The sequence below is a fragment of the Mycobacterium sp. 1245111.1 genome (assembly GCF_001673405.1).
In the GTDB taxonomy this organism is placed as follows: domain Bacteria; phylum Actinomycetota; class Actinomycetes; order Mycobacteriales; family Mycobacteriaceae; genus Mycobacterium.
In genome coordinates this window covers 10,792-35,706 of record NZ_LZLV01000022.1, presented here as the reverse complement: position 1 = coordinate 35,706, position 24,915 = coordinate 10,792, and the positions used below count along the sequence as shown (strand labels likewise).

Genomic DNA, 24,915 nt, shown 5'->3' with positions numbered 1-24,915 from the left:
TGACGCCGCCTGCTTCGAGGCACGATCTTCGGTGTTCACGCCGTGTTCAGCCGATCGTCAGTGTGAGATCGTTGACCGCACACGAGCGCCAGCTGAGCTGGGCAGTATGCGTGTTGTTCAGGTTGCCAACTTCTACGGGCCTCGTTCCGGTGGCCTGCGTACGGCCGTCGATCGGTTGGGCGCGGAGTACTGCGCAGCGGGTCACGAAGTCTTCCTGATCGTGCCGGGGCGCCATGCCGAACACGCGCATCTGTCGACCGGCGTCGAGCGAATCACCGTGCCCGCCAGACTGATTCCGTTCACCGGTGGATACCGCGCGGTGCTGCCCGGGCCGGTGCGGACGCTGCTGACGTCCTTGCGACCCGACACTCTCGAGGTGTCCGACCGGCTGACGTTGAGGTCGCTCGGCCGCTGGGGTCGCGACCACGGTTCGACGACCGTCATGATCTCCCATGAGCGTCTCGATCGCCTTGCCGGCCAAGTACTTCCGCGTCGCGTCGCACGCCGATTCGCCGACTTCGCCAACCGTCGCACCGCGGCCGACTACGACACCGTGGTGTGCACTACGGGGTTTGCGCGCGAGGAATTCGATCGCATCGGCGCGACCAACACCGTCACGATTCCGCTCGGCGTTGACTTGGAGACGTTCCACCCGTCGCGCCGTTCCCTGCAGGTGCGTCAGCGCTGGGCCAAACCCGGCCAGATACTGCTGGTGCACTGCGGCCGGTTGTCGGTGGAGAAACGGGCCGACCGCAGCATCGACGCGGTGGCCGCCTTGTGCGACGCCGGCGTCGAGGCGCGGCTGGTCGTAGTGGGCGACGGTCCACTGCGGGCCAGACTGCAGCGCCAGGCCGCCCGACTGCCGATAGATTTCACCGGCTTCATCTCCGACCGGCACAGTGTCGCCGAGTTGCTGGCCTCCGCCGACGTCGCGCTCGCGCCCGGGCCCCACGAAACCTTCGGGCTGGCCGCGCTGGAAGCACTGGCCTGTGGCACGCCGGCCGTGGTGTCGCGCACGTCGGCGCTGGGCGAGATCATCACCGCCGACAGCGGTGCGTTGGCCGACAACAACCCGGAGGCCATCGCCGAAGCGGTCGCCAACGTGGTCAGCCGTCCCGAAGAACATCGCCGCGCCTGCGCCCGGCAACGCGCCGAGATGTTCACGTGGCAGCGGGCCGCCGTGGGCATGCTGACCACCCTCGGCGCCGTTTCACTCGACGACGACCCCGGCGACAGTCAGCACACCGCCTAGGCGGAGTTGGCCGGTCCGACCTGGCCGGTCAGCGGGTTGACCTGAACGGTCATCGGTCCGCTGGCCACCTGCTTGCCCTGCGCCGCCGCCGCCCGCTGCTGTGCCGCCGCGAGCGCGTTGATCACCGGGTTGTTCTTGGCCATTTCGCGGCGGTCTTCTTCGGACAACTCGTAGAACGACCACAGTCCCCACGCGGAGGGCCGGACGTAGATCGTCACCTTCTGATGCCGGCGCTTGTTCGCCGACAGCACCGCTGGAACAGCCACAACCCGGTCCAGGGTTGCCGAACTGAGCATTTCCTGGGCGATCTTGTCCACGTCCACCCCCTCTTGGAGTTCGTAGACCATCGACTGGTGGGGTGTGTGGTGTGGGCCTTGCAGGGCCATGAACCACGCCATCCGCGTCTCCTTCGCTCGTGACTGTCAGCGCAACTGTAGAGGACGCGCGATGGCGGCAGTGCCGATTGGCTTTGCGGCTTGGGCTAATTGGTGTCCGGAAACGCGACCTGGGCCGCCGGCGCGCCCCGGGCCACTACCACCGGCATCGACGTCGAGGAATTGGTCTGCAGGATGGTCTGCACCACCTCGATGAGGTCTTCGACGGGCATCAGCTTGCCAGGCATGCAGCCGCCGGACACCCACAGCGGGTAGGCCTTCATCGCCAAGTCCATATCCCAGCCGGCGTTCATCCCGGTTGCCGCATCGCCTTCTCCCCCGGCGCATTCGCCGACGATCAGCGAGGTGAAGCCGACGTCGGGGTGTTCGGCCCGCCAGGCTTCGACGAGTCGTTCCAGCGCGGCTTTGCTGACGCCGTAGGCGCCGAGGCCGGGCCAGGGCGGTCCGAAGCTGCCGGCGTCCGAGGAGAGGTAGACGGCCTTGCCCGCCGAGGCGGTCAGGTGCGGGATCGCAGCAGCGGTCGCCAGGGAGGCGCCGATGACGTTGGTGTCGAAGATGCGCCGCCACGTGTCGGCTCCGGTGTCGACCATCCGCACCAGCGGGCTGATCGCGGGCGTGTAGATGAGGTTGTCAATGCCGCCCATCGACTCGGCGGCTTGGTCGAACGCCGAACGGCACGACTGTTCGTCGGTGACGTCGCATTCGATGGCGGTCGCACCGGGACCTGCTTCCTCGGCGGCGGCCTCGATCCGGGCGCGACGACGCGCCAGCAGTGCGATCTGTCCGCCTCGTTGCGCAAGTCCGATCGCGATACAACGCCCGAGGCCACTCGACGCCCCGACCACCACTGTCCGTGACATTTTTGCCCTTTCTTGTAACGCTATCGCCGCAGGCTTAGCGTAATCGCAGCCATTCGGGCTTCCGTAGTCGCGGTCGATTTCCGAGGCCTTAGACGAGGGCTCCGGATAGTTGGCGGGGTGCGAAATCGTGAGTTTAGACACGTTGACAACCGGCTAATCGCTGCGCATTACAGCGATCCGGTGCGCGCAAGGGGCACCCTGGACACAGGAGCGTGACCGTCATGAGCTTGGCCTATTTCCCGGCAGCGGAGATTGGGTACGACGAGCGTGACTACGACAATTGGCTGACGACGCTGACCGAGGCGTCGGAGCGGCTCGACACCTTGCAAACCGTCGTCGACGAGCTGCGTGAGCTTTGCCAGCACGAGGACGTTGTTCACAGCAGTGACGTCCTCGAGGTGCTCGAGAAGCACCACGCCGTCGCTTGAGCGCCGTGCCGCCGCGGTCAGTACCGTGAGCTAGATGAAGTATCTGGACGTCGACGGTATCGGCAGAGTCAGCCGGATCGGGCTCGGCACTTGGCAGTTCGGATCCCGTGAATGGGGCTACGGCGACAGTTACGCCTCTGGCCCGGCACGCGACATCGTCCGTCGCGCACGCGCTTTGGGCGTTACCTTCTTCGACACCGCGGAGGTATACGGGCTCGGGAAGAGCGAGCGAATCCTCGGCGACGCGCTCGGCGACGAGCGCGACCAGGTCGCGGTGGCCAGCAAGATCTTCCCGGTCGCGCCGTTTCCGGCGGTGGTGAAACAACGCGAGCGCGCCAGCGCGCGGCGGCTGCAGCTGGACCGGATTCCGCTGTACCAGATCCACCAGCCCAACCCGGTGGTCCCCGACTCGGTGATCATGCCCGGCATGCGTGACCTGCTCGACAGCGGTGCCATCGGCGCGGCCGGGGTTTCGAACTACTCGCTCTCGCGGTGGAAGCAGGCCGACGCGGCGCTCGGGCGACCGGTGATCAGCAACCAGGTCCACTTCTCGCTAGCTCATCCGCAAGCACTCAAGGATCTGGTTCCGTTTGCCGACCGGGAGAACCGGGTGGTAATCGCCTACAGCCCGCTGGCGCAGGGGCTACTTGGTGGCAAGTACGGCGTGGACAACCGGCCCGGTGGTGTGCGCGCGATCAACTCGTTATTCGGCACCGAGAACCTGCGGCGCATCGAACCGCTGTTGCAGACGCTGCGCGAGGTCGCCAAGGACGTCGACGCCAAACCGGCACAAGTGGCATTGGCCTGGCTGATCAACCTCCCCGGGGTGGTCGCCATCCCCGGGGCATCCAGCGTCGAGCAACTCGAATTCAACGTTGCCGCAGCCGATATCGAGCTCAGCGCGGAGTCCCACGCGGCCCTGACCGATGCGGCCCGCAACTTCCGGCCGGTGTCCACCACACGTTTTCTCGCCGACGCGCTGCGGGAGCGGCTGCACATGCGCTAGCGCAGGCTGACTAGATTATCGATCGAGTCGAACGGCAGCTCGCCGTCGACGTAAGCGGTTACGGTCATGCCCGTCAACGTGATTGAGCCGGCGTGGTTGTCCAGGAACGCGGTGTCTGCGGCGTCGCGGCCGGTGGCGATCCGCACCATCGACTGCCGTGGGGCCAGACAGGTCGCGTCGACGACGCGCCACTCCCCGTCCACGTACGCCTCGGCGACGGCGTGAAAATCCATCGGGTCGCAACCCGGCGCGTACACCGCCGCCAGGCGGGCCGGCATGTGCAGTGCCCGCAGCAGCGCGATCACCAGATGCGCGTAGTCGCGGCACACACCGGCGCCCGCCAGTAGTGTGTCCGCGGCGCCGTCGATCGGATCACTGGATCCCGGAACGTAATCGAGCCGCGTGCCTACCCAGGACGAGACTTTCTCGAGCAGCGTCACGGAATCGGCGAATTGCCCGAACTCGGTCGCGGCGAACCCGAAGAACTTGTCCGACTCGGCGTAACGGCTCGGACGCAGATAGGTGATCAGGTCGATGTCGCGGATTGGCGCCGGCTCCGCTTCACCGGACACGGTCGCCTGATACGACAGGCTCACCGCTCCTTCGCCGACCTCGATCGAGTGGATCCGAGTGTTGTGCGGCCCGATGATCTCGCGAGGCTGAACTAGCTTGCCATTGAACGTGATCGCCAGCGATTCGCGAACGTCGAGGCCGGGCTCGCGTGCGACAGCAACTTGAAACTCCAGGGTGGTGGGAGCGGTGACGTCGACGTCGATCTGCGCGCCGACTTCGCGATTGGCCAGCGTGGTCGCTGTCGCCTCACTGCCGTCGATATCGTGCCCGAAGGGCATGGTTGTACCGCCCTTCCCAGGGTATATCTAGCACTACCCGATCGGCTGTGGGCTCAACCAGGGCACGGACTTCGAGTCCAGCCTATAGGGCGATCCGAGTCAAGCATCAGAGGATGAACAGCATCTCCTGATAGGTGGGCAGCGGCCACAGGTCGTCGGCCACAACAGCTTCCAGCGCATCGGCGGCGACTCGGATGGCGGCCATTGCGGGCAGCAATTCTTCCTGCGCGTGCTTGGCCTCGTCCAGCGCCGTCTCCGCCGAGTGGTCGCCCAGTGCCGCCTTGAGCTCCTGCAGTCCGGACTCCAGGTCTGCGATCTGAGCCGAAACCGCTTCCAACGCAGTCGTGCTGGCGGTCATGCCGGCGGCCTTGAGCGCCAGGACATTCTGCGCGAGCTCGGTCTGGTAGCGGATCGCGGCGGGCAGGATGATCGTGGCGCCGATCTCCAGCGCCAGCTTGGCCTCGACACCGATGGTCAGCGCGTACTGCTCCAGGCGGACTTCGTAGCGGCTGTGCAGCTCGCGCTCGTTGAAGACGCCGTATTTTTCGAACAGTTCGATCGCATCTGGCTTGATCAGCTCGGGTATCGCGTCCAATGTCGTCTTGAGGTTCGGTAGCCCACGTTCGGCGGCCTCGATCTGCCAGTTGTCCGAGTACCCGTCGCCGTTGAACACCACCGCGCCGTGTTCGGTGATCACCTCGGTGAGCAGTTTCTGCACGGCCGCATCGAAGTCTTCGCCGTCGGCGACAGCCTGCTCCAGGATCGTGGCCATGTAGTCGAAAGAGTCGGCCATGATCGTGTTCAAGACGATCATCGGGACGGCGACGGTCTGGCCGGATCCGGGTGCCCGGAATTCGAACCGGTTGCCGGTGAACGCGAACGGGCTGGTCCGGTTGCGGTCACCGGCGTCCGTGGGCAGATGCGGCAGCGTGTCGACACCAATGATCATGGTGCCCTTGCCCTTTGAGGACGTCGCCGAGCCCTTGGCGATCTGCTCGAACACGTCGGCGAGCTGCTCACCGAGGAAGATCGAAATGATCGCCGGGGGCGCCTCGTTGGCGCCGAGCCGGTGGTCGTTGGTCGCCGAGGCAACCGACACGCGCAGCAGCCCGCCGAACTTGTGCACGGCGCGGATCACCGCGGCGCAGAACACCAGGAACTGGGCGTTCTCGTGCGGGGTGTCGCCGGGAACCAGCAGCGATCCCAACTCGGCGTTGCCCATCGAGAAGTTGACGTGCTTACCCGACCCGTTCACGCCGGCGAACGGCTTCTCGTGGAATAGGCATTCCATACCGTGCTTTTTGGCGATCGTCTTGAACACCGTCATCAACAACTGCTGGTGGTCGGAGGCGATGTTGGCGCGCTCGAACATCGGCGCGATCTCGAACTGGCCGGGTGCCACCTCGTTGTGCCGAGTCTTCGCCGGGATGCCGAGTTTGAACAGCTCCCGTTCGGTGTCCATCATGAAGCCGAGCACTCGCTCCGGGACCGCACCGAAGTAGTGGTCGTCGAACTCCTGACCCTTGGGCGGCTTCGCGCCGAACAGGGTGCGGCCGGCGTTGATCAGGTCGGGACGCGAGAGGAAGAAGTGCCGGTCGACCAGGAAGTACTCCTGCTCGGGGCCGCAGAACGAAACCACGTGGTTGAGATCCTTGTGCCCGAACAACTTCAAGATGCGTTCGGCCTGTGCGCCCATCGCCTGTTGGCTGCGCAGCAGCGGCGTCTTGTAGTCCAGCGCCTCACCCGTCATCGAGACGAAAACGGTTGGGATGCAAAGGGTCTTGCCATTCGGGTTGTCGAGAATGTAGGCCGGGCTGGTCACGTCCCAGCCGGTGTAACCACGGGCTTCGAAGGTGCTGCGCAGACCGCCGGACGGAAAGCTGGATGCGTCGGGCTCACCTTGGATCAGGGTCTTGCCGGCGAACTCGGCGAGGGTCTGGCCGTCGGAGACCGGTTCGAGGAAGCTGTCGTGCTTTTCGGCGGTCAGCCCGGTCATCGGGTAGAAGACATGCGCGTAGTGGGTGGCGCCCTTCTCCAGTGCCCAGTCCTTCATCGCCACCGCGACGGCGTCGGCGACAGCCGGATCGAGCTTGGCGCCCTTGTCGATCGTGGCCACGACGGACTTGTACGTCGCCTTCGGCAGCCGGGCCTGCATCTCCGCTTTCGTGAACACGTTCGACCCGAATACCTCGCCCGGCTGTTCGCCCGGGTCAAAACTGATCGCGGGAGGCACATACGCCTCGACATTGTTAATTGCCTGCAGGCGCACAGCATTGCCGCTCAATTGAGTCCCCATCGCCTTAGTTGGTCAGCTGTCGTGGGCTGACATTAGGGACGATCGGTTCCGGGAATGTTACGTCGCTGTCACACTCTGCGTTTGCGGCGTAAATATGCCGTTCGAGGAGCGGTGCCTATCGCTTGAAGCGCCCGGCGAATCCGCGTAACGGCAGGTCGGCGCTCGTCATCAATCCCGGAGGCGCGGCGACGACACCGGCGATGGCCGCCAGCGCTGGCATGCCGGTGACCGTCATCCCGATGGACGCGAAGTTCGCCGGATCGGACAGATCCACTCCTTGCTTGGGGAAGATCATGTGTTTGTTGTAAACACACGGGTCACCCATGATCTGGGTGATGTAACACCCCTTGATGTGCCAGCTGGGGTCGGTGTGCGGCGTCATCTGCCATTCCAGGTGCGTCTCCACCCGCGGGACGCCGTCTACCATGCCTTGGTACTTGATGTAGTTGCCGCCCAGCGATCCCTTGGGCAACATGTACCAACCCAAATCCACATCTTTGGTGCAGGCGCCCAACTCGTAGCTGAATTTCACCTCGTCCAGAGTCAGGTCGAAGCAGTCGGCCATCATCAACACCGAATCGGCGAACACGCGGGTGTACTTCTCGAGCTTGGCCGGGATCTCCGGGTCGTCGACGGGCAGTCCGTAGCCCACCTCGATCCAGGTGTCCTTCGAGTGGTGGCAGGACACGTCGACCGATTCGATCGTGGTGACGTTCTCGATCTCGGCGACGTCGGCCGAACACACCACGCCCAGAATCTGATTCAGCCCCGGGTTCATTCCGGTGCCGTAGAACGTCGCGCCGCCTTTCTCGCAGGCCTCGGCCAGCAGTTGACTCACCGGCTTGCCGGAGGGATGCGGGTGGTTGGTGTCGCGGTGCCACCCGGTGATCCAGTCGGCGGTCGTGACGATATTGATTCCCGCCTCGAGCACTTTCACGTAGAGGTCCTCGTCGGGAAACACGCCGTGGAACGTCAGCACGTCCGGGTTGGCCGCGATGATCTCGTCGATGCTGCCGGTCGCCTTGACTCCGTTCGGCGCCGTACCGGCCAGCTCGCCGGAGTCCTTGCCGACCTTGTCGGGCGAATAGCAGTGCACGCCAATCAATTCCAGGTCGGGTCGCAACGCGATGCGTTTGATCATCTCGGAACCGACATTGCCGGTGGCCACTTGGAATACGCGTAGCGGTGCCTTCATGCGGTCGAGCCTTTCTGGGAGGCGGCATAGACTTCGGCGGCGCTGCCGCCAATGCCATCGGGATAGAACTGTTTGGCCCATGTGCGGATCGCGGTGAAGCCCTCGTGTTCTGCGGTCGCCAGTGCGGGCGGGTCCGAATACCGTTGGTGTCGCCATATTTCGATGTCCTGCTGGAACTGGCGGATGACTTCGTCCCCGAATTCGCGGGCCCGGGTTTCGGCGCGCTCGGAGTCCTTGCCCGGGGTGCGGCCGATGTGGACCATGAATCGGACATCGGAGGTGGACTCGTCGACCGGGGTGACCGCGGAGATGGTGCGATTGTCGATCATGCCGTAGCTCTTGGTCACCGCGATGCCCAGACCACCGTTGATCGCCTCGACGCGGCTGTCGATGTCCTCGATCTTCTGGTTGTCGTCACCTTCGAACGTGATGGTGAAGTCGACGAACGAGACCGGCGCGGCGAAGTCGTGCCGGGTGAACACCGGCACGATCGGCGTGTTGTGCACATACTTGAAATGGGCGAAATCGACGCCGTTTTCGAGCACATACTGCGGATGCATCTCCAAGCGCTGACGGAACAACCGCTGCTGCGGGTAGTAGTCGGCGGCACTGCTGCCGTCGTTGAAGCCGGCGAAGATATCCGGGGCATCGAAGAACGGTTCACGGCCCTGCACGTCGTGCCAGATGTACACCGACTCGTTGCGTTCCACGACCGGATAGGTCTTGATCCGCCGGCCGCGGTTGGGGCGGTCCTGATACGGGATGCAGACGTTGCGACCCTCGCGGCTCCACTGCCATCCGTGGAACGGGCACTGCAGGACTTCGCCCACGACCCTGCCGCCGAAGCCCAGATGCGCGCCGAGGTGCTCGCAGTACGCGTTCATCACCGTGAGTTCGCCGGACTCCGCGCGCCAGGCGACCATCTCCTGGCCGAAGTACGTCATCGTGTGGACGTCGCCCACCCCGATCTCGTCGGACCAGGCGACCTGGAACCAACCGGTCGGCTTCATCGACAGTGGCGGCTTAGCCATGCCACGGATAGTAACGAGCTTTCGGATTTTTTCATAGTGGGCGCTATGAAACTTTGGACATCAATCGGGCGGCTCGACGCCTTCCGCCTCGGTCTCGGTAGGGACGACATTTTCCCGCTCGGCGGCGTTGCCGGGCACGCCCTCTGCCTCGTGTTCGTTGGCCACCTTCTCGTCAAGCCCGTCGACGAGGCGTTCGAGCTTTTGCGAGCGACCCAATGGGTCTTCGTTCAATTCGGGCACATCGCCTCCACGGCACGCGTCGTAACACATCGCTTCAGGCGCTCGGGTGCCCGAGTTGCGAGTCGTCGAAACAGCACCAGACAGGGCTACGATCCGGGACATGGCATCGGCGGACGTGCAGCAGCGACGCAGCAACAAACGCGGGCTGGCCACCCGCGAGGCGATGCTGGACGCGGCGGTGCGCTCGCTGGCCACTGGCGATCCGGGCGCCGTGTCGGCCAGCCGCATCGCGAAGGAAAGCGGCGCCACGTGGGGCGCGGTGCAATATCAGTTCGGCGATGTCGACGGGTTCTGGGCCGCGGTGTTGCATCGCACCGCCGAGCGACGCGACGCGACGATATCGTCGTTCACCAGCGCCGAACCCGACGCTCCCCTGCGCGATCGGGTCGCTGCAATCATCGACACCCTGTATCACGGTCTGGCGTCGCAAGATTCGCGGGCGATCGAAAATCTGCGAGCGACCCTCCCCCGTGAGCCCGACGAGTTGGAACGGCTCTTTCCGCGTACCGCAGCCGAGCTGTTCTCGTGGGGTAAGAGCTGGCAGGAAACCTGCCAAAGCGCATTCGCGGGTCTGGGAGTCGACCCGCAGCGCGTCCGCGAGGTGGCGGCCCTGATTCCCGGCGCGATGCGTGGCCTGGTGTCCGAACGTCAACTCGGCTCGTATGCCGACCTCGACGAGGCGCGCCAGGGGTTAACCAATGCGCTGGCAACCTATTTGGAGCAGTCGCGAACTAAGTGACCCAGTCGGGCTGCTGCTCGGTGTCGACCGCCGCGAAGTCCTTGTGCCCTCGAGGATGCGCTGCCACACCGCGAGCTCGTACTCCTCGAACGGGTGACGTCAGTGTCACCTCGCGAGGCAGCCTATCGACAGGGCCGTCTAGAAAAGGATGCTGTCGGCGATCTGGAGTTGAGTCCAAAGCGCTTCGAGGCTGTTGACCATGGAGTCCTGGATGGTGAAGTACTCGGTCGCAAAGGGACCCACACCGTCGATGACGGGCGCACCCGCACTAGCGATTTCCTGCGACGTCAGACCGAGATATTCGAGATGGTCAGCGAACAGCCCGGCGTTGTTCATGCCATTGTCATAGATCGACCAGCCATCACCGGAAAGCGAATACACGTCTGTGGCGTAAAGACCCGTCGGGGTCGTCTGCCCCAACACCTCGTCGGCGCCAAAAGCTTTGAACCAGTCGATGATGTACGGCTGCCAGGATGTCGGGAACGAATCGAGGAAGGTGTTCAGAAATCCGCCTTCGGCGGACGCGCTGTCGCCCACCAGGACGAAGTGCAGATCTTCTGAGGGAATTCCGTAGTTGTAGAGCTGCTGCTCAGCCATACCGGCAACGACGGAACTTTGCGAGTATCCGAAGATGTACAGCGGATTGTCGGCGCTGAGTTCGCTTGCGTCGTACTTATCCTCGATTGCGCTAACGAGTTGTTTGACGCCGTCGTCGACGGCTCCGTTCAGCCCGACGCCCTGCACAACCTCCGGCATGTTCAACGTACCGACGTTGGCGTAGTCGGAATCGACGTTCATACCCGCCGCTTTGAGGTACAGATCCGCGGCGGCATCCGCATACGCGGGATTGTCGACCGGGATGATGACCAGCGCTTCGTCAACCAATTTGTAGTCGAGGTGCCGAACGGTGTGGGTTGGAGTGAGAAAGATTGACGTTGCGAGGATTGACGGGGCCGCAAGAAGGGTGCTGACGGCGATTCTGGGCATGAAGTTGTTCTCCGGGCGGGCGGACGCAAGATCGCGCCGTATGAACTTATGTGTGTCCCCTCGTGCGCGGGACGCTCGTTTCGCGGTCGCGCAGTGCCTTGCCGATAAAGCGCTGCGTTGGCGATCCGGGTAGACACGCGTCGCATTGATTTGCCGTGCAGCAGCGATCTCCCGACCTCGGCATCGAGGTCAAGGGCACGGTAATTCATCGCCAAGGCCGCAGCGACAAATTTGCCCTGAATACCGCCGTTAAGTTAGAAAGATCGGCCGATCGGTGGATGCGGCTCCCTGGTTTTGGCCGTGTGAATCCGACATGGGTTCCACCCATTACGGCGCCGCGCGCGTCGTTCGCGTACCTAGACTCCGCCGGACGTCATCCCGATCAACGATAGGAGTCCTCATGCCGCGCACCGTATTTGCCGTCGCGCCCCTCATCGTCGCCGCCGGACTTTTCGGCGCGCCGGCCGCACTGGCCGACCCGCCGTACCGCAACTGCACAGAAGCGCACGCCGACGGCCGATACAACATCCCGTCGGACGACCCGGCATACCGGTCCGCATTGGACCGCGACGGCGACGGCTACGCCTGCGAGCCCTACAAAGGTCGGTAGTTTGCTCGCCGGGCTTGAGAAGCGTCCGCCTCGGGGCGCCTTTACCCGACCTTGACCGTGCGTTGAATTTCGTCCCCGACGATTAATGCGTGAGTACGCTTCAAGCGGTGGAGCTGCGGGTTTTGGGGCCGCTTCAGGTCCGGAGAGGCGGCGCACCGGTTTTGATACCGGGCGCGAAACCTCGTGCGGTCCTCATCATGCTCGGCCTACACGCCGGTTCTGTGGTGTCGGCCGACATGTTGCTCGAACTGCTCTGGGGTGACGAGCCGCCGCGCACCGCCGCCAAGGCCCTTCAAACCCACATTTCCTCGTTGCGCCGCGTGCTCGGTGACGGCTACGTCCTCACCGAGGGAACCGGCTGGATCCTCAACCCGCCCGAGACCGATGCATCCCGCTTCAAACAAGTCACCAGAATGGGCCGCGATGCCGCGTCCGCCGGTGACACCGCAGAGGCCGTGGCCCGCTTCGAGGAAGCGCTCAGCCTCTGGCGCGGAACCCCGGAGCTCCCCGACAACCGACGGGGAATCTCTGAAAAGACTCGCTGGATCGAAAGCCACGCCGCGCTGGTCGAAGATCGGGCCGATGCGTTGCTTGCCACGGGTCGGGCCGCGGAAATCATCGGCGAACTCGAGGCCGCGGTAGCCGACGCCCCGCTGCGCGAGAGACGTTGGGGCCAGCTGATGCTCGCCCTTTACCGGGCCGGACGACAAGGCGAGGCCCTTGCCGCTTTCCGGCGGGCACGGTCGCTGCTTGCCGACGAACTTGGCGTCGACCCTGGGACAGAGCTGCGGCGCCTCGAAGCCGCGATTGTCGCGCAAGATGCCGCGTTGGATACCCCTGTACTGCAACACGTTTCGGCGGTAACGCGCGCGGTTACCTTCCTGCTCACCGACATCGAGGGATCGACCGCCGCCTGGGAAGCCGATTCCGATGCGATGGCGGTCGCGCTCGCGCGCCACGACGAGCTTGTCGAACAAGTGGTGACATCGCGTGGTGGACGGTTGATCAAGACACGCGGTGAAGGCGACGCCACGTTTTCGGTGTTCGACCGGCCGTCGGGCGCGGCCGCAGCCGCCCTGGAGCTTCAAGATGCAATCCTGCATGAACCATGGGCATTACGCATGCCTCTGCGTGTTCGCATGGCGTTGCATACCGGCGAAGCCGAGCTTCGCGACGGCGACTACTTCGGTCGGGCGGTCAACCGTGCCGCCCGTCTGCGGTCGCTGGCAGAGGGTGCCCAGATCCTGTGTTCGGGCGCAACCGCCGAACTCGTCATCGACTCATTGCCCGAGGACGTCGTACTCGCCGACCTGGGGATGCGGAACCTCAAAAACCTTGCGCGCCCAGAGCATGTCTTTGAGCTTAGGCTGGACGTCACCGAGGCTGCCCCGCCGACGGAAGCTGATGCTGGCGGCTTTGAAAGACCAGCTCTGCCAGCGGTGTTGACCGGCCCGGGACCTTTCGTCGGACGTGTCGCGGAGTTGGAGCGGCTGCTATCCGGTTGGCAGTCCGCGCTCGCGGGCGGCACCCGCGCAGTGCTGATCGCCGGTGAACCCGGGGTGGGCAAGACACGCTTGGCCGGCGAATGGTCGCAGCAGGCCTATGAGCAAGGCGCGGTCGTGCTCTACGGCCGCTGCGATGAGGATCTCGGTGCGCCGTATCAGCCGTTCGCAGAGGCACTGCGTTCGCTGGTGCCGTGCATCGGCGCCAAACGGCTGCGCGCGTTGCGCGGTGTCGAAGCGCTACTCTCGCTGGTTCCCGCGCTGACCGAGGTGCTCCCTGACCTCGCGGCGCCGACTCGCGCGGACCCAGACACCGAACGTTACGCACTTTTCGACGCCGTCGTCGCGGTGTTTGAAGCCGCTTCCGTGAGTGCGCCCGTCGTGCTGATCCTCGACGACCTGCACTGGGCGGCCAAGCCCACGCTGTTGTTGTTGCGGCATCTGCTGCGGTTCGGTGATCACGCCCGGGTGCAGGTCGTCGGGACGTACCGCAGCACCGATTTGGACCGTTCCCATCCACTGGCTGCGATGCTCGCCGACCTGCACCGCGACGGTACCGCCGAACGCATCAACCTCAGCGGGCTCGACGGGCGAGACGTGACGGCGTACGTCGCCGAATCCGGCTACGACGACGAGGATCTCGCCAATGCATTGGCCTCGGTAACGGGTGGTAATCCGTTCTTCCTCATCGAGGCTTTGCGTCACGTAGAGGAAAGCGGCGGCACCTGGGATCAGAGCACGCTGCCGCAGGGCGTACGAGAAGCGGTGAGCCGCCGGTTGTCTCGGCTGCCGGCGGAAACCAACAAGGCCCTCGCCGCTGCCGCGGTCGTTGGCAGCCGATTCGCGGTCGACTTCGTGGAGCAAGTTGTCGAAGACGATCTGGTTGACGCGTTTGACGAGGCGTGCAAGGCCGGCATCATCATCGAAGAACCCGGTGGCCGATACCGGTTCAACCACGCGATCGTCCGGCAGTCACTGCTTGCCGAGCTGGCCTCTGTCCGTCGCATGCGGTTGCACCAGCGCATCGCGACGACGCTGGAGGCGCAGTCCGGAGCCGAGGACGACGAACTACTTGGTGAGTTGGCTCACCACTATTTCGAGTGCGCGTGGGCGGGTAACGCGGCCAAGGCTGTTGAGTATTGCCGGCGCGCCGCAGACCAGGCGATGGCGCGACTCGCCTACGAGGGTGCCGCCGAGCTCTACGACCGCGCTCTGCATGCTATGGAGGAACTCGACGACGAGCTGCCCGATCGCGAGGATCAGACCGCCGAGCTGCTTGTGGCCCGTTGCGAGGCTCTGCTCGCCGCGGGTGATGTGACATCAGCGCCCGACGCAGTCTCGCAATTACGAACCGCGACAGTCGATTCAGCTCGTCTGGCCGCATGGGCGACATGTTTCGACGGTCAGCTGTCGATGCTGATCCACCCCGAGCGATTGGACGAGGTCGAATCCGAGTTGGGCGCGGCCGCGGAAGAGCTGGCCGGTTTAGATGATGCCGCGGGGGAAGCCACGGCGCACACCGTGCGAGCCGGTTGCCTCGCGAGGCTCGGGCGGATCGGTGACTGCGAAATCGCACTGGACGAAGCTCTGACCGCCGCGCGGCGGGCACGGGAACATCGCCGCGTCAACGCCGTGCTCGCGGGTGCACCGCTCGCCGCGCTGTGGGGCCCCAATCCCGTTCCGCGGGCCGGCGGCAGATGCCTCGACGTGGTTCGGCTGCTGAGGATCACGACGGATTCGCCTGCGGTCGAGGCGACGTCGACGCGATGCCAGGCGGTGTTGGAAGCCTTCCGCGGTAGGGCCGCCGCGGCCCGGCGGATGATCGACTCGGCTCGCCGTACCGTCACCGAACTCGGTCTGCGCCATGCCCTCATGGAAGTCGAGCAGTTCGCCGGCATCGTCGAGTTGATCGCCGACGATCCGGGCGCGGCCGAACCGCATCTACGCAAGGCCTACAACGGTTTCCGCCGGATGCGTCTCGACGCCGACACCGCCGAGACCGCCGCGCTGCTGGGCCGGGCATGCCTAGTCCTAGACCGAGTTGGCGAGGCAGACGAATTATGTTCGGAGAGTCAGCGACTCGCGGGGAACGCGCTGAAGCCGTCGATCGCCTGGCGTGTGCTTCGGGCACACCTGCTGTCGCGTAGTGAAAACCACGACGAGGCTCGGCTGGTCGCCGAGGCCGCGGTCGAGCTCGCCGAGCGTACCGACGCCTTGGTGGATCACGGTGATGCGTGTTTGTCGCTGGCAATCGTGTTGGGCGCTGCCGGCGATGCAGTGCGGGCACGCGCCGCTGCAGAACAGGCAGCCGACTTGTACGAGCGCAAAGGCGCTGTGGGGCTTGCCGAGAGGGCTCGCGGTGTTCTCGGCGCGCAGGCCCAGGCCGTTGTCCCGGCTTCCGACGAACCGCCCGCCGCCGAGTCCGAGAATGCATGCGTGCGCACGTGCCAACGCCTGATAGCCGCTATTCATAGTGGCGCCTGGGACGTGGTCGAGGAGCTTTATGCATCCGACGGCATCACCGAGAGTCGCCGGAAAATCGTCGGATTCACGCAGATCCCGGCCGCCGACTGGGTACCCCAAATCAGGCGCGCTGTCGAGGCGGGCGCCATGCGATTCAACCGAGTCGTTATCGCGGTGCGGGGCGAACGCCTGTCTCTCGCTCGATTGGTGGTAGGCAGCACCGACGAGAGCCCTGGAGCGCCGCGCGACGAGTTTCTCTCCCTAGACGGTATCGACTCGGACGGTCGAATCTTGCTAACAGTATGGTTCGACCTCGACAACATGGACGCTGCAATGGCAGAGCTCGATAGCGTCCATGCCAAGTTCGAGGAGGCACACCGTCAGGAACGAAGGCTCGAGAACGCGGCTACGCGCATCTTCACGCGGTTCTGGTCGTGTTCCGCAGCCCGCGAATGGGGTAGCGTGGCCGAGCTTGTGGCCGAAGGGTTTTCCGGCATCGATCACCGCCGAGTCGTGAATGGCGGAAACCAACACGGCCGCGATCTAGTCATCGAAAGCCTGCGAGTGTCTGGCGACATCGGTTTCACGTTGCAGATGGTGGGTGTCACAGCACTCCGCGGCGAGCGTCTCGCGCTAACCCGCGTGCGAGGCTCGGGCCGCGATACAGATGCAATACAAGAGGATGCCCTGAATATCGTCGAGATAGATGCCGATGAGCGCATCATATCGATCGCGGTGTTCGACCTCGACGACTTCGACTCTGCCATCGCGGAACTCGACTGCCGCTACCTCGCCGGCGAGGCGGCCGCGCACGCGCACACCTGGTCGATGGTCGCGGAGTCCTTCGCCGCGCTTCGTCGGCAGGAGGTTCCGGCGCTCAGCCCAAACGCAATGTTTGTCGACCACCGCCGATCAGCAGCGTTCGGGTCGATGGACCTAACGACCTATATCCACGCCGTGTTTGACCTCGGCGAACACATCCGGCCTTACGTCGCGGCGGTGCACCGGCTGACCGATCTCGGAGCGGTGTGCAGCTATGCCGCGCAAGGTGTTTCGGATCAGGGCTTCGTCGCCGAGTGGCAAGGGGTCGACGTCACAACGGTCGACGGGGACATGCTCAATCGCTGCGAATTCTTCGACGAGGCGGATCTCGACAAGGCTCTTCGCCGGTTTGACGAACTCAATCGGCCGACGCCACGGCTGGAAAATGCGGCAAGCCAAGTGGCCGACAGCTTCCGGGCCCACCTCGCGGCGGGCGATTGGGACGCCGTAACCGAGCTCGTGGCCGACGATATGTGCACTGACGATCGCCGATGTCTAGTGAGCTCGGGTGTCTTGGAAGGCCGAGACGCCTACATGGCCAACACACGGGCAATCGCCGAGCTCTGGTCAACGAACATAACCCGGACGGTCATAGCGACCCGCGGGAAGAGCCTTGCCCTCGCGCGAACCACCTTCTCCGGTCGCGACGAAGGAGCCGGAGCCTTTCTCACCGACGCGCTCATCGTGCTGGAGATCAACGCCGATGAGCGGATCGACTCGGTCGTGGTGTTCGACGCCGAGGACTTCGACTCCGCCATCGCCGAACTCGATGCGCGTTACGCCGCCGGCGAGGCAGCCGCCTATTCGCATACGTGGTCGGTAGTCAGCAGCCTGGTAGTCGCGCACAATCGACGTGAAATCGCCCCGCCGACACCAGATATGGTCAGTATCGATCACCGCCGAGCGGCCGCTTTTGCACCCGGTGAATTCATCGATTACCTCCGTGCCGGCTGGGAAATCGGACAGAACCTCAATCTCTACATCGAGGCTGTGCACCGGGTGAATGACCTCGGCGCGGTCTACACATGGGCGGGTTACGGAAGCTCGCATGAGGGCTTCGACGCCGAATGGCGGGGCGTTTCCCTGACAGGAATCGAAGGCAGCAGGTGTAGTCGCATGGAGGTCTTTGACGACACGGATCTCGATTCCGCGCTCGCGCGATTCGACGAAGTGTGTTGTCCCACAACGCGGCGACTGGACAACGCGGCAAGCCAAACGGCTGCGCGCATCTATGCGTGGTTCGCAGCGCGCGATTGGGACGCCATGGCGCAGGGCTTTGCCGAGGATTATTCTTTCGAAGATCGCCGGCGGGTGGTGAACGCCGGGACCTACCGCGGTCGAGATGCCGGGATCGAAGATCTGCGGACGTTCGCCGACCTCGGCTTCACGTTAACGACGTTGGGGGTCATCGCGACTCGCGGTGGGCGGCTCGCCCTCATTCGTGCGACTGCCGCCGGCCCCGACCCCGGTGCGGTTCAAATGGTTGGCCTCAACCTCTTCGAGATCGACGCCGACGAACGGATCACAGCCGCCCTCATATTCGAGCCTGACGACCTCGACGCCGCTCTCGAGGAACTCGACGCCCGCTACCTCGCCGGCGAAGCGGCCCCCTACGCGAGTACGTGGTCAGACGTTGCGAAGGCCTACACCACACTCAACCAACAAAAGCTGCCCCCCACGACGCCGGACTGGATCAACCTCGACCAACGACGACTCGCGTCGGTCGAGGCGGGTCATCTGGCCGCATACGTCCGGGACGCACTGGTGTCCATACCTGGCACCATTTACATCGAGGCCGTGCACCGACTGAGCGACACGGGAGCAATCGTCAGCCGGGCGGTTAACGGCACCTCGCAACACGGCTTCGAAGCCGAATGGCGCGAGATCGACGTTCTGATGTTCGACGACCATCGGATCAATCGATTGGAGGTATTCGACGAAGCAGACCTCGATGCCGCCCTCGCGAGGTTCGATCAGCTCAGCCGACCTGCGCCGCGGCGCTTGGAAAACGCCGCAAGCCAAGTGTGGGAGCACATCTACGCTTGGTTCGCGGCCCGCGACTGGGACGCCTTGGGTGAGATCGCGGCGGACAACTTTCGAATCGAAGACCGCCGGCGGGTGGTGAACGCCGGAATCCGACACGGTCGGGATGCCGCACTTGCAGATATGCGGGTGATGGCTGACGTCGGCTTTGAACTGACAATGGTGGACGTCACAGCGACCCGGGGCTCTCGTCTCGCCCTCGTCCGTGTCCGCGCCTCGGGGAACGATCCCGATGTGGTTCAGAACGATGCCTATAACCTCGCTGAGATCGACTCTGGCGGGCGGATTTCGGCGGCGGTCGTGTTCGACCTCGAAGACTTCGACGCCGCCATAGCGGAGCTCGATGAGCGCTATAGTGCCGGCGAAGCGGCGCCGTACGCGCGGACCTGGTCGGCGATCGCGGAGGTGTACTCGGCCCTCAATCGCGGCGAACTCCCAACGCCGAGCGCCGACTTCACCGATGTCGACCATCGTCGGCTCGCCGCGATCGGGTCTGGCGACTTTATGGCATACCTGGGTGCCCAGCCTCAAGATGCGACGCATGCCGGCATTTACGTCGAGACCGTTCATCGGCTGACAAAGTTGGGTGCAGTCACCACCCATGTGGCGAAGGAAACGACGCAGGACGGGTTTGACGCCGAATGGCGCATAACTAGCTTCTTCATCGTCGACGGTGACAAAGTCAGTCGCTACGAGATTTTCGATGAAGAAGACCTCGACGCCGCGCTCGCTCGCTTTGACGAACTACAACCGCAAGCGCGGCAGCTCGAAAACGCGGCGAGCCGAGTACACGAGCTCCTCAAGGCGCGCGTTGTGGCCCGTGACTGGGACGCGGTAAGCGATTTCTTCGCCGACGACGTTGCAATCGACGATCGCCGTCGGGTCGTGAACTCCGGCATTCAATATGGTCGAGAGGCCGCTGTCGCGGACATGCGCAGCGCCGCCGAGGTGGGACTTTCGAGCATTTCATTGAGCGTCATTGCGACCCGCGGTGAGCGCCTTGAGCTCTGTCGTACTTGTATCCAGTACCAAGACAGAGCATTCCGCATGGAGTTCATTGCGGTCGTAGAGATAGACGCCGACGAGCGGATTGTGGCACGCGTTGCGTTCGACGCTGACGACGTCGACGCCGCAATCACTGAACTCGACGCCCGGTACCTTGCCGGCGAAGCGGCGCCGTATTCGACTGTGTGGTCAACACTTTCGCGCGGCTACGCTGCACTCAACCGGCACGAGATGCCGCCGTTGACATCGAACGCGCGCAACGTCGATCACCGACGAGCCCGAGGCTTTGCGCCCGGCCACCTTGCTGTGTGGCTCGGCGCCTCATGGGACCTCATGCCCGATGCGTCGATGTACGTCGATACCGTGCACCGGCTGAGCGCCGCTGGAGCTGTCGTCACCCAGGTGGTCCGCGGGACGACGCCCGAAGGCTTCCGTGCCGAGTGGCGCGAGCTGGTCGTGTTGACGTCGGCCGGTGATCAGATGAGTGGTGTCGAACTGTTCGATGAGGAAGATTTCGACGCGGCGCTAGCACGCTTCAACGAACTGCACCCACCGAAAGCCGTTGGTCCGACTAACGCGGCAAGCCAAGTGGAGCAACGCTTCATGAACTCTTTCGCCGCGCGTGACTGGGACGCCATCGCGGAATTTATTGCTGACGACTTTGCCATGGATGATCGGCGCCACACCGTCAACTCCGGCGTCAGTCGGGGTCGCCAGCGTGAAATCGCAGCCCTCAAAGCGATCGCCGACGTCGGGGTCGCGAGCATGACCCCAACGGTTGTTGCGGTCCGTGGGGATCGGCTAGCGCTCGGTAGTTATCTCGTCTCTGACGGCTGGGGTGGTACCCGCGCATTAAGCGTCGTCGAGATCAACGCAGAAAATCGGATAGTGGCCCGCGTAGGGTTCGACGCCGAGGACTTCGATGCAGCCATCGCCGAACTCGACGCTCGGTACCTCGCGGATGAAGCGGCACCTTACGCACAGACGTGGTCGGTGGTTACACGTGCCCACGCCGCGGTCAATCGGCGCGAAATTCCCGCGACGACTACTGATTCGGTGTACATCGATCATCGACCGCTCGTGTCGATCGAGGGTGTTGATCTCGCCGCATCGCTTCGCGCCATGTTCGACCTCACTTCGGCCTTCAGCGTCTACATCGAAGCAGTGAACCGGCTGGATGAACTCGGGGCCGTCGTCACCCAGGTGGTGAACGCGACCACGCACGAGGGCGTGGAAACCGAATTGCGGATCATTGAAATGGCCACAGTCGAAGGCGACCTTATCAGCCGCGCCGAAGTCTTCGATGAAGCCGACGTCGACAAAGCGCTCGCCCGCTTTGACGAGCTGCACCCGCAGACGCCACGGCTCCAAAACGCGGCAAGCCGGCTGTACGACCGCTCCAACACCTACCTTGCGGCTCGCGACATGGACGCCATTGCGGACTTGCTCGCCGACGACCTTTACAGTGACGATCGTCGTCGGCTAGTGGGCAACGGTATCCAACGCGGCCGGGATGCCCAGATTGCGAATTTGCGGGCCATCGTTAATGTCGGGGTCAAGAACCTCGAGTCAGTCGTCGTCGCGACCCGGGGGGAACGCCTTGCGCTCATTCGTACCCGCGGATCGGGCGGCGACCAACGCCCAGAGGCGTTCAGCGTCGAGATGCTCAACGTCGTCGAGCTCGATGCCGACAACCGGTTCGCGGCGACGATCCAGTTTGATCTCGACGACTTCGGCGCTGCCATGGCCGAACTCGACTCTCGCTACATCGCCGGCGAAGCGGCCGCCCACGCGCATACCTGGTCACTCACCGAAGAGGCGTATGCGGCATACAACCGGCGCGAGATATCGCCACTGACGTCAGACTGGGTCAACATCGACCACCGCCGCGGGATAGGCTTTGCACCTGGCGAAATGATCCCCTACATCCAGGCTGCATGGAATGTCACCCCGAATGTCGAAGTCTGCATCGAAGCTGTACATCGGGTGACCGACGTCGGATCGCTCATCACCGCCGTCGGCCGGGGCGCGTCGTTAGACGGATTCGACGGCGAGTGGCGATACCTCCACCTCATGACGTTCAAGGGGGACATGGTCAGCCGCGGAGAATTCTTCGACGAGGCCGACCTCGATGCCGCGCTCGCAAGATTCGACGAGCTCACTCAGTCGACACCGCTCGACAACGCTGCGACGCGGACTTGGGCACGCTTGGCTGAGGCCGGCAACCGCCGCGATTTGGAAGAATATCTGGCCCTTAGCAATTCGAACGTACGCTATGAAGACCGACGACGCGGCCTGCGTGATGAATTCCAGGGTCTGACAGCACAGCGGAACGCCGTGCTCGCAGTGTTTGAGGCGGTCCCGCGCAGCGTGCAGATGACGTCCGAGCCGATTGCCGTGAGGGGGTCTCGCCTGGCGCTCATGCACGTCTGTTACCGCGACACCGATTACGACGAGCGACCAATCACCGTCGAGATGATGCAAATCGTCGAGGTCGACACCGACGGCTTTCTCGGCTACAGCGTGAGCTTCGATCCCGAAGACATCGATGCGGCATTCGCCGAGCTCGACTCTCGCTACATCGCCGGCGAAGCGGCGGCCCACGCGCATACCTGGTCGGTCATCGCAGAAATCCAAGCAGCGGTCAACCGGCTTGAACTTCCCGCCATGACTCCGAATCCGGGTTACGTCGATCATCGCCCGCTCGTCGCGGTCGAGGGTGCTGATCTGGCCGCATCAGTTCGCGCAATCTTTGAGATCCATTCGGCCTACCGCGTTTACGTCGAGGCAGTTCATCGGCTAGACGACCTCGGGGCCGTCTACACGCAAGTGCACCACGGCACCTCGCACGATGGCGTTGAAGCTGAGTGGCGGGTGGTCGAAGTACAGACGGTCGAGGGTGACCTACTCAGCCGCGCCGAAGTCTTCGATGAAACAGACCTAGACGAGGCGATCGCTCGCTTCGACGAACTGCACCCGCAGACACCGCGATTGGAAAACGCGGCAAGCCAAGTGTACGAACGCTTCCGAAGGTCCTTCGCCGCACGCGACTGGGACGCCGTAACGCAGATGGTGGGCGACGACATTTTCAACGACGATCGTCGTCGAGTGGTAAACGCGGGGGTGCGACTCGGTCGAGATGCCACGCTCGAAAGCATGCGAGCGACAGCCGCGCTCGGGCTCTCGACGAACACGACAACGGTCGTCGCGACCCGTGGGGAGCGCCTTGTCCTGGGTCGTGAACGCTTCTACATCGGCGACGAGCGGTCCGAGGCATTTGCCGCCGAGGTGCTCGGGCTCAACGAGATCGACACCGACGGACGAATTGTGGCGCGCGTCGTGTTCAGCCTCGAAGACTTCGATTCCGCCATGGCAGAACTCGACGCTCGCTACATCGCCGGCGAAGCGGCCGCCCACCCGGACATGTGGTCGGTCATGATGCAGGTGTGTGCAGCGACCAACCGGCGCGAACTTTTTGCCACAACTGAAGACTTTATCGACATCGACCATCGGTCGGTTGCCACGGTTGGGTCTGGTGACCTGATGGCATACGTCCATACGGCGATAAACGATGGCGACTATTCCATCTATATCGAGGCCGTGCATCGGCTGAGTGATCGTGGAGCAGTCGCTACCCTCGTGGCGAGCGGTACCTCACACGACGGTTTCGACGGCGAGTGGCGGATGACGAACATCTTCACCGTCGAAGGCAACCGGATCAACCGCCTCGAAATGTTCGACGAAACAGACCTCGACGCAGCGCTCGCCCGCTTCGACGAGCTCAGTCGAACCGGAAACGACTGCGACAGAGGTGATGACCGCGGTGCAAGCAATCGTCGCGCGTGACCGCGAGGCAGGTGTCCGTGGGCTTTCGTTGGCCGAGCTGCCCTACCCGCACGCCGCGGAAAACGACGTCATCGTCGAAGTCCGTGCCGCCGGATTCACTCCGGGCGAACTCGACTGGCCGACGACATGGACCGACCGTTCAGGACGCGATCGAACCCCCACGGTCCCAGGTCACGAGGCATCTGGTGTCGTCGTCGATTTAGGTTACGGGACAACCGGGTTAACGGTCGGTCAGCGGGTTTTCGGGATCACGGACTGGGCCCGCAACGGCACCCTCGCGGAATACGTCGCGGTGGAGGCGCGCAACCTTGCACCGCTATCGGCGAACATCGACCACACCGTGGCTGCCGCGTTGCCCATCTCTGGACTAACCGCGTGGCAGGGGTTGTTCACCCACGCGCAGCTTGTCGCCGGGCAGAGCGTTCTGATTCATGGCGCCGCCGGCGCCGTTGGTTCCATAGCGGTGCAACTTGCTCGCGAAGCCGACGCCCGCGTGATCGGTAGCGGCCGTACCGAACACAAAGACACCGTGCTGGGTCTCGGCGCCGACGCGTTCCTGGATCTGCAACGGGATCGGCTCGAGGAAGTCGGTCACGTCGACGTGGTGTTCGACGTGCTTGGCGGTGAAACCCTCAGCCGCTCAGCACAATTAGTGCGGCCCGGCGGCGTGCTGGTCACGATCGCCGAACCACCGGAAGTTCAACCAGAGGACGGGCGAGCGGTCTTCTTCGTCGTCGAACCGGACCGAGCGGGCCTAGTCGCACTGGAACGCAGGCTGCGCGATGGCCGGCTACACCCGATCGTCGGAAGGATATGTTCACTGGCCGAGGCGCCCTCGGCATTCGACCCCACGATTCGCAAACGCGGCAAGCCCATCGTCGCGATCACCGACGCTGACTAGGCCCCCGAGGAGAGCAACTCCACCAATGCCTCACGAAAATCTCTAAACCGCTTCTCCCCCAGGGTTTTCCGCCAACGTTTCTCGACATCGAGGGCATTGGAACGCATCACGCGCAATGCTTCGCGGCCCCGCGGCGTGAGCTCGATGATCCGCGCCCGGGCATCCGAGGGATGCGGACCGCGAACGACATAGTCGTGCCGCTCCAACGCGGCCACCGCCTGGGCAACGGCCTGCCGGCTGACCCTGAGCCGGTCGGCTAGATCCGATGCGTGCAAGCCCCCGGCCACCAACGGCACCAGTGCGACCGCTTGCGCGGGCCGGATCCCGTCGAGCCCGGCGTCAGCGAACGCCGCCCGTAAGCCGGGCACCCCCGACGCGGCGACCAGATTCAGCAAGGCCGGCACCGTGGGCTCGAACTTGGCGTCTGCACCAGATCCCATGAC

General features: G+C 64.1%; 16 protein-coding genes. 7 read left to right on the top strand and 9 right to left on the bottom strand.

The window, feature by feature from the left end; translation table 11 throughout:
- Positions 1–106 precede the first annotated feature (106 nt).
- Positions 107–1,252: a glycosyltransferase gene (locus A5658_RS04655; RefSeq protein ID WP_067331690.1), complete on the top strand. Its 1,146-nt coding sequence runs from the start codon at positions 107–109 to the stop codon at positions 1,250–1,252.
- Here A5658_RS04655 and A5658_RS04650 read toward each other — a convergent pair.
- Positions 1,249–1,650, bottom strand: a complete 402-nt coding sequence (locus A5658_RS04650) for a hypothetical protein (RefSeq protein ID WP_067331688.1) — start codon at positions 1,648–1,650, stop codon at positions 1,249–1,251. The genes A5658_RS04655 and A5658_RS04650 overlap by 4 nt on opposite strands.
- An 83-nt stretch (positions 1,651–1,733) precedes the next feature.
- Positions 1,734–2,495, bottom strand: coding sequence for an SDR family oxidoreductase (locus A5658_RS04645; RefSeq protein WP_082992946.1), 762 nt, complete (start codon positions 2,493–2,495; stop codon positions 1,734–1,736).
- Between the two features lie 233 nt (positions 2,496–2,728).
- Between A5658_RS04645 and A5658_RS04640 the strand changes: the two genes are divergently transcribed.
- Both A5658_RS04640 and A5658_RS04635 read left to right on the top strand, forming a co-directional pair.
- Positions 2,729–2,935, top strand: coding sequence for a hypothetical protein (locus A5658_RS04640; protein WP_156751260.1), 207 nt, complete (start codon positions 2,729–2,731; stop codon positions 2,933–2,935).
- Positions 2,936–2,969: 34 nt separating this feature from the next.
- Complete coding sequence (locus A5658_RS04635; RefSeq protein WP_067331682.1) at positions 2,970–3,941, top strand: aldo/keto reductase; 972 nt, start codon at positions 2,970–2,972, stop codon at positions 3,939–3,941.
- On the opposite strand, the gene A5658_RS04630 is transcribed toward A5658_RS04635, so the two are convergent.
- The 5 genes from A5658_RS04630 to A5658_RS04610 all read right to left on the bottom strand — a co-directional run bounded on the left by A5658_RS04630 (position 3,938) and on the right by A5658_RS04610 (position 9,554).
- The gene (locus A5658_RS04630; RefSeq protein WP_067331680.1) at positions 3,938–4,792 is read right to left on the bottom strand and encodes a transglutaminase family protein; all 855 of its coding nucleotides are present in this window, start codon (positions 4,790–4,792) and stop codon (positions 3,938–3,940) included. The genes A5658_RS04635 and A5658_RS04630 overlap by 4 nt on opposite strands.
- Positions 4,793–4,898: 106 nt before the next feature.
- Positions 4,899–7,076, bottom strand: a complete 2,178-nt coding sequence (locus tag A5658_RS04625; RefSeq protein ID WP_067331719.1) for a glutamine synthetase III — start codon at positions 7,074–7,076, stop codon at positions 4,899–4,901.
- A gap of 127 nt (positions 7,077–7,203) precedes the next feature.
- Entirely contained in the window at positions 7,204–8,283 is a 1,080-nt protein-coding gene (locus A5658_RS04620; RefSeq protein WP_067331678.1) for a dihydrodipicolinate reductase, read from the bottom strand.
- A complete protein-coding gene (locus A5658_RS04615; RefSeq protein ID WP_067331676.1) occupies positions 8,280–9,314 on the bottom strand; it encodes a Rieske 2Fe-2S domain-containing protein in 1,035 nt (344 codons plus the stop codon). The genes A5658_RS04620 and A5658_RS04615 overlap by 4 nt, the downstream gene beginning before the upstream one ends.
- A gap of 60 nt (positions 9,315–9,374) precedes the next feature.
- Complete coding sequence (locus A5658_RS04610; RefSeq protein WP_369830480.1) at positions 9,375–9,554, bottom strand: hypothetical protein; 180 nt, start codon at positions 9,552–9,554, stop codon at positions 9,375–9,377.
- 100 nt (positions 9,555–9,654) lie between these two features.
- Between A5658_RS04610 and A5658_RS04605 the strand changes: the two genes are divergently transcribed.
- Positions 9,655–10,293: a TetR/AcrR family transcriptional regulator gene (locus A5658_RS04605; protein ID WP_197503046.1), complete on the top strand. Its 639-nt coding sequence runs from the start codon at positions 9,655–9,657 to the stop codon at positions 10,291–10,293.
- 138 nt (positions 10,294–10,431) lie between these two features.
- Here A5658_RS04605 and A5658_RS04600 read toward each other — a convergent pair whose 3' ends face one another.
- A complete protein-coding gene (locus A5658_RS04600) occupies positions 10,432–11,280 on the bottom strand; it encodes a PE-PPE domain-containing protein (RefSeq protein WP_067331671.1) in 849 nt (282 codons plus the stop codon).
- 400 nt (positions 11,281–11,680) lie between these two features.
- Between A5658_RS04600 and A5658_RS04595 the strand changes: the two genes are divergently transcribed.
- The 3 genes from A5658_RS04595 (at position 11,681) to A5658_RS04585 (ending at position 24,472) form a co-directional block, all read left to right on the top strand.
- Entirely contained in the window at positions 11,681–11,890 is a 210-nt protein-coding gene (locus A5658_RS04595; protein WP_067331668.1) for an excalibur calcium-binding domain-containing protein, read from the top strand.
- Between the two features lie 107 nt (positions 11,891–11,997).
- A complete protein-coding gene (locus A5658_RS04590) occupies positions 11,998–23,571 on the top strand; it encodes a BTAD domain-containing putative transcriptional regulator (RefSeq protein ID WP_082992945.1) in 11,574 nt (3,857 codons plus the stop codon).
- Complete coding sequence (locus tag A5658_RS04585; RefSeq protein WP_067331712.1) at positions 23,549–24,472, top strand: NADP-dependent oxidoreductase; 924 nt, start codon at positions 23,549–23,551, stop codon at positions 24,470–24,472. Before A5658_RS04590 ends, A5658_RS04585 begins: the two co-directional genes overlap by 23 nt.
- On the opposite strand, the gene A5658_RS04580 is transcribed toward A5658_RS04585, so the two are convergent.
- Positions 24,469–24,912 (bottom strand): MarR family winged helix-turn-helix transcriptional regulator, encoded by a 444-nt coding sequence (locus A5658_RS04580; protein WP_067331714.1) that lies wholly within the window; start codon positions 24,910–24,912, stop codon positions 24,469–24,471. The genes A5658_RS04585 and A5658_RS04580 overlap by 4 nt on opposite strands.
- Positions 24,913–24,915: the final 3 nt, after the last annotated feature.

Excerpts from the sequence above, each read along its gene's own strand:
- A5658_RS04655 (WP_067331690.1), top strand. The coding sequence starts at position 107 with ATGCGTGTTGTTCAGGTTGCCAACTTCTACGGGCCTCGTTCCGGTGGC.
- A5658_RS04650 (WP_067331688.1), bottom strand. The coding sequence starts at position 1,650 with ATGGCGTGGTTCATGGCCCTGCAAGGCCCACACCACACACCCCACCAG.
- A5658_RS04640 (WP_156751260.1), top strand. The coding sequence starts at position 2,729 with ATGAGCTTGGCCTATTTCCCGGCAGCGGAGATTGGGTACGACGAGCGT.
- A5658_RS04635 (WP_067331682.1), top strand. The coding sequence starts at position 2,970 with ATGAAGTATCTGGACGTCGACGGTATCGGCAGAGTCAGCCGGATCGGG.
- A5658_RS04630 (WP_067331680.1), bottom strand. The coding sequence starts at position 4,792 with ATGCCCTTCGGGCACGATATCGACGGCAGTGAGGCGACAGCGACCACG.
- A5658_RS04620 (WP_067331678.1), bottom strand. The coding sequence starts at position 8,283 with ATGAAGGCACCGCTACGCGTATTCCAAGTGGCCACCGGCAATGTCGGT.
- A5658_RS04615 (WP_067331676.1), bottom strand. The coding sequence starts at position 9,314 with ATGGCTAAGCCGCCACTGTCGATGAAGCCGACCGGTTGGTTCCAGGTC.
- A5658_RS04605 (WP_197503046.1), top strand. The coding sequence starts at position 9,655 with ATGGCATCGGCGGACGTGCAGCAGCGACGCAGCAACAAACGCGGGCTG.
- A5658_RS04600 (WP_067331671.1), bottom strand. The coding sequence starts at position 11,280 with ATGCCCAGAATCGCCGTCAGCACCCTTCTTGCGGCCCCGTCAATCCTC.
- A5658_RS04595 (WP_067331668.1), top strand. The coding sequence starts at position 11,681 with ATGCCGCGCACCGTATTTGCCGTCGCGCCCCTCATCGTCGCCGCCGGA.
- A5658_RS04580 (WP_067331714.1), bottom strand. The coding sequence starts at position 24,912 with ATGGGATCTGGTGCAGACGCCAAGTTCGAGCCCACGGTGCCGGCCTTG.